We start from the raw sequence: 11,173 nt of genomic DNA on the forward strand, positions 1-11,173 counted from the left end.
GGGCCACCCTCCCCTCGAGGGGGAGGGGAACCTCAGCCCGCCTGCTCTTTCGCCTTCAGTTCCAACCGCCGTGCGTGCAGCACCGGTTCGGTGTAGCCGTTGGGCTGGACGCGGCCCTTGAAGACGAGGTCGCAGGCGGCGAGGAAGGCGATGGAGTTTTCGAAATCCGGCGCCATCGGCCGGTAAAGCGGGTCGTTCTCGTTCTGGCGGTCGACGATGGCCGCCATGCGCTTCATCGTCTCCATCACCTGGTTTTCGGTGCACACACCGTGGTGCAGCCAGTTGGCGATGTGCTGCGAGGAGATGCGCAGCGTGGCGCGGTCTTCCATCAGGCCAACATCATGGATATCAGGCACCTTGGAGCAGCCGACGCCCTGGTCGATCCAGCGCACGACATAGCCCAGAATGCCTTGCGCATTGTTGTCGAGCTCAGCCTGGATGTCGGCCGGCGACCAGTTCGGCCGCACCGCCACCGGCACCGAGAGGATGTCGTCGAGCTTCGCCTTGGGCCGGCTTTTCAGCGCCGCCTGCACAGCCTGCACATCGACCTTGTGGTAATGCGTGGCGTGCAGCGTCGCCGCCGTCGGCGACGGCACCCAAGCGGTGTTGGCGCCGGCTTTCGGATGCGCGATCTTCTGTTCCAGCATCGCCGCCATCAGATCCGGCATCGCCCACATGCCCTTGCCGATCTGGGCGTGGCCGGCCAGACCGCATTCCAGGCCGGTGTCGACATTCCAAGCCTCATAGGCGGAAATCCAGGCGGCCTGCTTCATGTCGCCCTTGCGGATCATCGGGCCGGCTTCCATCGAGGTGTGGATCTCGTCGCCGGTGCGGTCGAGGAAGCCGGTGTTGATGAAGACGACGCGGTCTTTTGCCGTGCGGATCGCCTCCTTGAGGTTGACGGTGGTGCGCCGCTCCTCGTCCATGATGCCCATCTTGATGGTGTTCTTGGCCATGCCGAGCAGGGCTTCGACGCAGTCGAAGATCTCGACGGCGAAGGCGACCTCCTCCGGTCCGTGCATCTTGGGTTTCACGACATACATCGAGCCGGCGCGGGAATTTTGCCGGCGTCCCTTCGGGCCGACATCGTGCAGCGCGATCAGCGCCGTCATGGCCGCGTCCATGATGCCTTCCGGCACCTCGTTGCCGTCGCGGTCAAGGATCGCCGGATTGGTCATGAGGTGGCCGACATTCCTGATCAGCATCAGCGAGCGGCCGGGCAGCGACAGTGCGCCGCCATCGGGCGCGGTGTAGGCTCGGTCGGGATTGAGCTTGCGGGTGAAAGTCTTGCCAGCCTTGGTGATCTCTTCGGCCAGGTCGCCCTTCATCAGGCCGAGCCAGTTGCGGTAGACCACGACCTTGTCCTGCGCATCCACCGCCGCGACCGAATCCTCGCAGTCCTGGATGGTGGTCAGCGCCGATTCCAGCACGACATCGGCGATGCCCGCCGGATCGGTGCGGCCGATCTGGTTGGCGCGGTCGATTGTAATCTCGATGTGCAAGCCGTTCCTGACCAGCAGCACGGCATCGGGATTGGCCGCATCGCCGCGATAGCCGGCAAATTGTTTCGGGTCGGCCAGCGTTGTGGCGCCGGCGCCCTCGCCCAGCCGCAGCATGCCATTGGCGACTGAGAGCCCGTTCACCCCTGCCCATTTGCCTGACGTCAGTGGTACGGACTGGTCGAGGAAGTCCTTGGCCCAGGCGATGACCTTGGCGCCACGCGCGGGATTAAAACCCTTGCCCTTTTCGGCGCCGCCGGTCTCGGGGATGGCGTCGGTGCCGTAAAGCGCGTCATAGAGCGAGCCCCAGCGGGCATTGGCGGCGTTCAGCGCATAGCGCGCATTCATCACCGGCACGACCAGCTGCGGCCCGGCAACCCAAGCGATCTCCGGGTCGACATTGCCGGTGGCGACCGAGAAGGCCGGCCCTTCCGGCACGAGATAGCCGATCTCCTTGAGGAAAGCCTTGTAGGCCTCCATGTCGACCGGCGCGCCATTGTCGCGGTACCAGCCGTCGAGCTTCTCCTGCATGGCGTCGCGTTTTTTCAGCAGCGCCCGGTTCTTCGGCGCCAGATCGCTAACGATGGCGGCAAAGCCCGCCCAGAAGGCTTCCGCCTCGATGCCGGTGCCGGGCAGCGCTTCGTGCGCGACGAAGTCGTGCAATTCGCGGGCAATCCGCAATCCGGCGATCTCGATGCGATCGGTCATCAGGGCTTCTCCAGGCGAAGGCTTTGCGGGGCGTTTGGCATGTTGGGCTGGCAGGGTCAATTCAGCTTAGGGTGAAGGTGGGATATTTAGGCCAATTGGCGAAGGCGGTGGCGACAGCGTCCTTCTCCCCGTAGAACGGGGAGAAGATGGCGGCAGCCAGATGAGGGGCGGCGCGGCTTTATGTGAGGTTGCGGCTTCACAGTCATCAGCCGGGGCGGTGGGGGCAAGATCGCCACCCCAGCCCCGGAAGAAGCTATATCCCGACTGCTCTACCGATAGAGGTTCGGGTGCCTGGCCTTCTCGGCTTTACAGTCTCCTGCCCTCTGAACCGCTATCGCGTAAGCTCTTTCATAGGCGTGGATGGCCCTCTGGAACTTAGGCCTATTGGGCGTCATATGTTTATCCATCCCGTCGTACAAAAGGACTGGAACGGTTATGATCGCTTTTCCATCCTCGTTCGGCCTTAATCGACATCTTTTAAATACGCCGTTCAGATCGCCCGCCATTGCGGCAACCTTCCTCAAATAAGCGTCGTCTTTCCCGGCCAACCAATTGATGTTGTTCTGCTCTCCTTGTCCGGCTGAGGCGGTCGATATTGCGAAGCATAGTCCTGCGGTGAAAGCAGAAAAAGCAAGGCTCAACTTCATTTTTCTCTCCCAATTTGAATCGAAGAAAGCACATTTCTGCATAGCGGAACAGGCTGGCGGGTCCCTCTCTCGATTTGAGCCGCGCAGCAAAACACCGTCCTTGCTAACCTCAAAGGAGTTAGACCTATGTCCACGCGCTTTGAGTAATCTCCAATGGCAGGGCGACCGACAGACTATTCGCAGGAGATGGCGGACAAGATCTGCGAACGGCTCACCAATCGGGAAAGCCTCCGTAAAATCTGTCTCTCCAACGATATGCCCCGACAAGGCAACGGTCTGTCGGTGGCTCGCCATCCACCAGGCATTCCGCGACCAGCACCTGCGCGCGCAGTGAAACCGCGTTCGTCGGCGCTGCCCCCTCATCCGCCCTCCGGGCACCTTCTCCCCGTGAACGGGGAGAAGGAAAAGGGCACTCACACCGCGATCCTCGGCCTTCCCGACGCCACCGCCACGACATGCGCCTCGATGAACATGCGCTGGGCTTCGACGGTGGAGACGCGGAATTCGGTGGCGACCTCGATCTCGGCGCTGTCGGTGCCGGCGTCCTTCGCCCGCTGGGCGGCGATCGTCCGCACATCGGTTTCGGCCGCCGCGATCGCTGTGGCCTCGTCGAGAAAATCGCGAACGGTCTCCCCGGACGAAACACGGAACAGCCCTTCCTTGGGCTGGCTGACGCGCGCCTCGGCCGAGACGCGGACCTGACCGACGACGGCGCCGAGCGCGTTGGCGACGTCGGTGTCTTCGGGCACGACGCAGTCATTGCCGACCAGTTCGGCGAGGCCGGCATAATGCAGCGGCGCCGAGGCGCCGAGACCGATGACCGGACGGTCGAGCGCGACGCTGAGCCGGGCGATGCCGGGGTGTGCATCGACGGCGCGCTGCACCAGCGCATGCGCCACGGTGGCGGCGCCGTCCAGCCCATCCTCGGCGAAGGCGGTTTCGAGGATGTATTCGGCCGACCAGCGTGTCAGCGTCAGCAGCACCCGTTCCGAGATCGCCTCCGGCATGGCGGCGATGAACTGGCCGCGGCCGTCGCGCTTGCGGGCGAACAGCTCGGCGCCGAGCCGGGCGGTCGCCGCATCCCAATTGGCCTGCTTGCCCAGCACATGGGCGGCATCGGAGGGGGTGAAGCCGCAAATGTGCACGAGCCCCCGCGCGACCAGCCGGTTCAAGGTAGCGTTCTGGGCGTTCGAGGTGAGCAGCCTGTCCAGCGCCAGCGGTACGCTGCCGATCGCTTCATAGAGCCTTGCTTCCGGCGCGGTGAGGCCGGCGGCGAGCCGCTCCGGCACGCCGGTGCGCACGGCGAAACGGCCATCCATGCGGCCGGTGTTAGGCGCTCGCAGCTGGCGCTCCAGCTCCGATGTGACGGCTTCGCCATGCACCATGCCGGCCAGCGCCAGCGGCACCAGGCGGCGCGGCCCGAGCAGGATCTTCGGGTTGAGCGCGCCATCCTCCAGCGCCACTTCGGAATCGCCGCCGAGGCCGAAGGTGCGCATGGCCACCGCCTCGACCATGGTGCGGAAGCCGCCGACCGTGGCGCCTTCCGGGTCGAGCCTGGGGCGGCCCCCGTCGAGCACGGCGACGTCGGTGGTGGTGCCGCCAATGTCGGAGACCATGGCATTGTCGAGCCCGGTCATGTGGCGGGCGCCGACCAGGCTGGCGGCGGGGCCTGAAAGAATGGTCTCGATCGGCCGCTGGCGGGCAAAGGCGGCCGAGACCAGCGCACCATCGCCGCGCACCACCATCAGCGGCGCGGCAATCTTGCGGGCGGCCAAGAACCCTTCGGTCGCCGCCACCAGCCGGTCGATCATCGAGATCAGCCGGGCGTTGAGCAGCGTGGTCAGCGCCCGGCGCGGCCCGCCGAGCTTGGCCGACAATTCGTGGCTGGCGGTGACCGGCAGGCCGGTTTTTTCGCGGATGAGTTCGCGAGCGGCGATCTCATGCGCCGGGTTGCGGGTGGCAAAGTAGGCGCAGACGGCAAAGCCGGACACCGATTTACCGAGTTCCGGCAGGGCGGCCTCCAGCCCGGAAAGATCGAGTTTTGCGGCATTGCCGTGCACGTCATGGCCGCCGGGGCAGAACACGACGGGGTCGGTGCCAAGTGCCGCCTTCAGCCCGTCGCGGGCAAGATCGCCTTCGGAAAAGCCGATCATCACCAGCGCCACGCGCCCGCCCTGCCCTTCGACCAGCGCGTTGGTGGCGAGCGTCGTCGACATCGACACCAGTTTGATCGCGGCCGGATCGGTGGCGGATTTCTCCAGCACCGCATCGACCGCGCCCGATATGCCGACCGCAAGGTCGTGGCGCGTGGTCAGCGCCTTGGCCTTGGCCAGGACCTTGCCCTGGGCACCGCCGGCCTCCGACCACAGCACGGCATCGGTGTAGGTGCCGCCGGTGTCGATGCCGAGGAAGAGCGGGGCGGATTTGGGCTTGGCGGTCATTGGCGGGTCCGGCGAATTTCGTCCCCGCCCCTTAGCCGATACGGAGTGGCGGATAAAGCCGCGAGCGCTGGGCCACGGGCGCCTAATCTGGGGGAGATGCCTGGCAAGGCAGAGGGGGGCGCTAAGGATCACCGGCGTCTCGCCTAAAGAGAGAGACCGAGAGATCATTCAACTCGACTTCACCGATCAAACAGGAAATCCTTGATCAGTGCCTGTAACCGCAGTGTTCAGTGACTTTCTTTGTGTTTAGGATGTGCCCCAAGCTAACTTGCCGATCAATTTGGAAGTCGGAGGACAACTTGATTAATTTTGATCTTTTTAAAGGCGGTGGCGGTGACGGTACGATTATCGAGCCGCGGAAAATTTTTACCACATTGACTCGAAATCCGAAATTTAAACGACCATCAGACGAGCAAGCAGAAGTTCTCGATGGTTGGTTTGGGCGGCGTGGCGAACATGACCTAACCATCAAGATGAACACCGGGTCTGGTAAAACTTTGGTCGGGCTACTTGCATTGAAAAGCAGTCTAAATGAAGGGTTCCGTCCTGCGGTTTACATCACACCGGACAAGTATTTAACGTCACAGGTTTTGGCCGAGGCGGCAGCACTTGGTATCTCCACAACCGACTCTGAAAACGATATGGCATTTATGAGGGGCGACAGTATACTCGTCACCAATATTCGTAAGATTGTTAATGGGCGATCTGTATTTGGTGTCAAGGAAAAGAAAATCCCGCTCGAAGTGGTTGTTATAGATGACGCCCACGCGTGCCTTCAAAGCATTGAGGAGCAATTTACGATTGAGGCTAAATCAGATTCGCAGCTCTACAAGGATCTTTGGAATCTTTTTTCGGAATCTCTCAGACAATATAATGCGATAGAACACTCCCGCCTCCTTAGCGGTGATCCAGCAGTGCTTTGCGAACTTCCCTACTGGATTTGGAAGGATCGATCCGCGGACGTCGCCAGTTTGCTTATTAAAAATAGAGGTTTGGATGACCTGCAGTTCAAGCTCGATCTTCTGATTGACGTGATCGATCTCTGCCAATGCGCAGTTACAGCGAAACGTATTGAAATTGCTCCTCGCTGTATTCCAATCGATGTGATCCCCTCGTTAAGCGCCGCCCGTCGCAAGATTTTTATGACAGCAACATTGGCGAACGACGGGATCCTAGTTACCCACTTTCGTGCGGACGCTAGTGCCATTTCAAAGCCGATCAAGCCCAGAGGGGCCGGTGATATGGGCGTGAGGATGATAATCACGCCCCAGGAGCTAAATCGGGATATCAAATTTGACGACCTAAAGGCGTTCTGCGCGGAGGTCGCGAAGAGCCGAAATGTCGTCGTTATTGTTCCCTCAACAAATCAAGCGAACCAATGGAAAGACGTTGCGGCCGCGGTGCTCAACAAAGATAACATTCATGACGGCGTGGAAAAACTGAAAGCCGGCCATCTAGGGCTTGCTGTTCTGATTAACAAATATGATGGCGTAGACCTTCCCGGGACAGCCTGCGAAATGCTCGTTCTCGACGGAGTTCCGAGCTATTCGAGTTTGATAGCCCGAGTGAACGCCGCAGCACTTGAGGGAACCACCAGTTCGAATATTGAGTTGGTCCAACGAATTGAACAGGGCATGGGTCGGGGTGTTCGATCCAGCGAAGACCGATGCGTCGTGCTATTGTGGGGCTCTGGGTTATCTAAGGCGATCAATTTCCATGAGACTGCAAAGTTCTTTACCGAGATTACCAAAGCGCAGCTTAAAGTAGCCCGCCAGCTCGCTAAGCAAATAATCTTAAATAGGATGGCGGACCTTGGGCCTATCCTGAATTATTCTTTTGTCGGTGATGCTGATTGGATTAGGATCTCTAAAGAAGCGATCGTTCAGGCGCCAGATACCAACTATTTTTACATGGAGGAATATGTAGGTGGTCAGCGGGCCGCCTTCGACTTTGCTCGTATCCGCCAGTACAACCGATCTGTAGAGGCAATGCAAGTTGCCATAAACGCCGCCCCTGAGGACAGAGTTAAGGGGTATTTAAAGCAGCTGTTGGCGGAATACTACAACTATATCGATCGGGTGGAATCGCAGAAGATTCTACTTTCTGCAGTAGCTCTTAATAATAGAGTTATCAAACCTATGGCAGGCATCGAATATAAGAGGCTGAGCACCCCAGACAACCAGTTTTTCGATGCGCAGAAGTTTATGGCTAGGTTTCCGGATGGCAACGATCTGGTCCTTTGGATGAACGCCCTATTGGATGATCTGGAATGGGATCCGCTCGCGACAAAAAGGTTCGAAGCCGCGGTACACAGCATTGGCCAGTTTGTCGGGTTCGCAGCACAAAGACCTGAGATCGAAACTGGGAAGGGACCCGACAACCTTTGGGGTGTCGGGGCGCATCGTTATTTCGTAATCGAATGCAAAAGTGGCGCTACCATAGCCGAATATATTTCAAAGGCAGATTGCAATCAGCTACTAGGGTCTGTTTCCTGGTTTGGCCAAAATTACCCTCCGGCTAACTCCGCACTCCCGATAATGATCCACCCGAAGTTCAAATTTGGTGTCGAAGCTTCTCCTGCAAATGATTTTCGGATCATTGATGCAGTCAAGCTTTTGGAATTGAGGGACGCCCTTAAGTCTTTGGGTATCAATCTGAGCACCGGCAACAAGTATCGATCGCGCGATGACGTAGCCGGTGCCTTGAATGCAGCGGATATGATACCTGGGCGATTTGAGGGTCGCTTTACGCGCCCCTTTACGCGCTGATCTCGGTTTTAGTTTTCGGGGGGCCTCGCGGAATTATCGGCTTAGAAAGGGATTTCATCGTCATCCCAGTGCTTCATTTCTTCGGGCTTCGAAATCTCTACATAAAGCTTGAAGACGGTTCGCGAATGCGCGTCTGTCCAAAATCTCAGCGTTAAAGCCGGTATGATAAATCCATCACGGATTCGAAGCGAGGTTTTCGCAAGCCTGATATTTGGCATACCAGGCACGGACGGAAAGCCTAGAGGATTGCGGTGTAACGCATAGTCGATGGCCGTTAGGACCTCGTCCACAATCGCATAGCCGCCACAACCTATTACAGATGGCTCAAAACTAGGGTCTTCCGTAACGTTCCAGCCATCCATGTTCGGCAGCCAACTCATGGGTCCGCGCGATATCTTGCGAAGTCACGTCTTCATTTGAAAGGTAGGCAAACTCGTACGGAATATCGTCCTTAAGCTCTAACACCTTCCATCGGATATCATGGCTGGCGTTGCTAACTTCAGCGGCATTCTGGTTCCAAAGCTCTTCGATAACTTCGTCTACGAGTTGGAGTTCATCAACGGAAAAATGATCCGTGATCGCATCGCGCAACGCAACAGTGCGTATCTGCTCCCTGCCCCCTCCAATATCTACCTTCGCTATCTTAATAGCCCCTTCCTCTTCGAGTTGACGTCGAAAGATCATCAACGCTTTTGGTGCGGGGCCCTTTTTAAGTTTGAAGTAGGGTGTTCCTGTAAGGGGCGCCCCAAATCGCTCAAAAGCTCTGAAGTCCGAGTGGTACATAATCTTATTTAGTTTCGTAGCACCAAACCAAGCGTCGCCCTCACATTTGCGCGAAATGTAGACAATAAGCTCCCTGAATCGCTGTGCACCTTTTGGCACTGCAATTGAGAAGCTCAGCTTGCCTTTCGAGTTCCGTGATTCCACGTGTCAAGACCCTTTTTGTATAGGGTAGCTCAACGATTAAGGCTTGACAACGACATTCTATTATGGAATCAGGCCTTGTCCAACTGCCGTTCGACGATTTCTTTATTTTTTTCAGCAGGTTAGCGCAAAGTCACGGATGAGTCTTAAACGCTTTCCCTGTTCTGACGAGAACAAAAGAGGTCGTGCGAGCAACCCTCGGTAGAAAGCGTTCGTGGCGATTCGCCCACTCGGATACTTTTGCGCGAGGAATCGAATGGCATCGCCCGTTGTCGCTCGAAAAGCCAGATGGTTGGCTTTTGTGGCCTTCGGCAACACTCTTACTCTTCCGCGATTGAACGGGGGCAGCGACTTCAATCCCCCATCTTCAGCGCCTGGATAAACGCCTCCTGCGGGATATCCACCTTGCCGAACTGGCGCATCCGCTTCTTGCCCTCTTTCTGCTTGTCGAGCAGCTTGCGCTTGCGCGAGACGTCGCCGCCGTAGCATTTGGCGGTGACGTCCTTGCGCAGCGCCGAGATGGTTTCGCGGGCGATGACCTTGCCGCCGATGGCGGCCTGGATCGGGATCTTGAAGAGATGGTGCGGGATCAGCTCCTTCAGCTTCTCGCACATCTGCCGGCCGCGCTTTTCCGCCGCCGTGCGATGGACCAGCATCGACAGTGCGTCGACCGGCTCCTCATTGACCAGGATCGACATCTTGACCAGATCGCCCTCGCGGTAGTCGGTCAGGTGATAGTCGAAGGAGGCGTAGCCCTTGGAGATCGATTTCAGCCGGTCGTAGAAATCGAAGACGACCTCGTTGAGCGGCAGGTCGTAGATCAGCATGGCACGCTTGCCGACATAGGAGAGATCGGCCTGGATGCCGCGCCGGTCCTGGCAGAGTTTCAGGATGCCGCCGAGATAATCGTCGGGGGTGAGGATGGTGGCGCGGATCCATGGCTCCTCGATCGCCGAGATCTTCACCACGTCGGGCATGTCGGCCGGGTTGTGCAGTTCCTTTACCGTGCCGTCGGTGAGCTGCAAGTGGTAGACGACCGACGGTGCCGTAGCGATGAGGTCGAGGTTGAACTCGCGCTCCAGCCGCTCCTGGATGATTTCGAGATGCAGCAGGCCGAGGAAGCCGCAGCGATAGCCGAAGCCGAGCGCGGCGCTGGTTTCCATTTCATAAGAGAAAGAAGCGTCGTTGAGGCGCAGCTTGCCGACGGCGGCGCGCAGGTCCTCGAAATCGGCGGCGTCGACCGGGAACAGGCCGCAGAACACCACCGGCTGCGCCGGCTTGAAGCCGGGCAGGGCATGCGCGGTGGCGCGCTTGTCCTCGGTGATGGTGTCGCCGACGCGGGTGTCGGCCACTTCCTTGATCGAGCCGGTGAAGAAGCCGAACTCGCCGGGGCCGAGCTCGTCGACATTGATGCGGGCCGGCGTGAAGACGCCGGTACGCTCGACCAGATATTTGGCGCCGGTGCCCATCATGCGGATGGTCTGGCCCTTCTTCAGCACGCCGTCGATGACGCGCACCAGCACGATGACGCCGAGATAGGCGTCGTACCAGCTATCGACCAGCATGGCTTTCAACGGGGCTGATATGTCGCCCTCGCGCGGCGGCGGCAATTGATGGACGATGGCCTCCAAGACGTCGGGAATGCCTAGGCCGGTCTTGGCCGAGATCAGCACGGCGTTGGAGGCGTCGATGCCGATCACCTCCTCGACCTGCTCGCGGATGCGCTCGGGCTCGGCGGCGGGCAGGTCGACCTTGTTCAGCACCACGACGATCTCGTGGTTGTTGTCGATGGCCTGGTAGACATTGGCCAGCGTCTGCGCCTCGACGCCCTGGCTGGCATCGACGACCAGCAGCGAGCCCTCGCAGGCGGCCAGCGACCGCGACACTTCATAGGCGAAGTCGACATGGCCGGGCGTGTCGATGAGGTTGAGGATGTAATCCTCGCCATTCAAGGCGCGGTATTTCAGCCGCACCGTCTGCGCCTTGATGGTGATGCCGCGCTCGCGCTCGATGTCCATCGAGTCCAGCACCTGCTCCTTCATGTCACGCAGCTCCAACCCGCCGGTGGACTGGATCAGCCGGTCGGCGAGGGTGGATTTGCCATGGTCGATATGGGCGACGATGGAGAAATTGCGGATGTGGTCGAGCGGCGTGGTCATGCCGCGCGCTTTAGCAGGGGCGGGTTA

At 59.3% G+C, this 11,173-nt stretch carries 7 protein-coding genes and 1 pseudogene; 2 read left to right on the forward strand and 6 right to left on the reverse strand.

What is annotated here, in order from left to right:
- Positions 1-32: 32 nt before the first annotated feature.
- Entirely contained in the window at positions 33-2,207 is a 2,175-nt protein-coding gene (locus CN311_RS30555; protein WP_097577310.1) for a malate synthase G, read from the reverse strand.
- A gap of 269 nt (positions 2,208-2,476) precedes the next feature.
- Positions 2,477-2,854 (reverse strand): hypothetical protein, encoded by a 378-nt coding sequence (locus CN311_RS32775; RefSeq protein ID WP_165779904.1) that lies wholly within the window; start codon positions 2,852-2,854, stop codon positions 2,477-2,479.
- Positions 2,855-3,040: 186 nt separating this feature from the next.
- Here CN311_RS32775 and CN311_RS33920 point away from each other — a divergent pair.
- A pseudogene (locus CN311_RS33920) lies at positions 3,041-3,112 on the forward strand (terminase small subunit-like protein); the annotation flags it as partial.
- A gap of 155 nt (positions 3,113-3,267) precedes the next feature.
- Here CN311_RS33920 and CN311_RS30560 read toward each other — a convergent pair.
- Positions 3,268-5,295 carry a hydantoinase/oxoprolinase family protein gene (locus CN311_RS30560; RefSeq protein WP_097577311.1) on the reverse strand — a complete coding sequence of 676 codons (2,028 nt, stop codon included), beginning with the start codon at positions 5,293-5,295 and terminating at the stop codon, positions 3,268-3,270.
- A 299-nt stretch (positions 5,296-5,594) separates the two neighbouring features.
- Between CN311_RS30560 and CN311_RS30565 the strand changes: the two genes are divergently transcribed.
- Positions 5,595-8,063: a DEAD/DEAH box helicase gene (locus tag CN311_RS30565; RefSeq protein ID WP_165779905.1), complete on the forward strand. Its 2,469-nt coding sequence runs from the start codon at positions 5,595-5,597 to the stop codon at positions 8,061-8,063.
- A gap of 41 nt (positions 8,064-8,104) precedes the next feature.
- On the opposite strand, the gene CN311_RS32360 is transcribed toward CN311_RS30565, so the two are convergent.
- From CN311_RS32360 to lepA, 3 genes are all read right to left on the reverse strand, one after another.
- Positions 8,105-8,425, reverse strand: coding sequence for a hypothetical protein (locus CN311_RS32360; protein WP_133117292.1), 321 nt, complete (start codon positions 8,423-8,425; stop codon positions 8,105-8,107).
- Complete coding sequence (locus CN311_RS30570) at positions 8,394-8,990, reverse strand: Panacea domain-containing protein (RefSeq protein WP_133117293.1); 597 nt, start codon at positions 8,988-8,990, stop codon at positions 8,394-8,396. The genes CN311_RS32360 and CN311_RS30570 overlap by 32 nt, the downstream gene beginning before the upstream one ends.
- Before the next feature lie 350 nt (positions 8,991-9,340).
- A complete protein-coding gene (lepA, locus tag CN311_RS30575) occupies positions 9,341-11,146 on the reverse strand; it encodes a translation elongation factor 4 (protein WP_097577314.1) in 1,806 nt (601 codons plus the stop codon).
- Between the last annotated feature and the right edge of the window lie 27 nt (positions 11,147-11,173).

The sequence above is a fragment of the Mesorhizobium sanjuanii genome (assembly GCF_002529485.1).
Lineage (GTDB): Bacteria > Pseudomonadota > Alphaproteobacteria > Rhizobiales > Rhizobiaceae > Mesorhizobium > Mesorhizobium sanjuanii.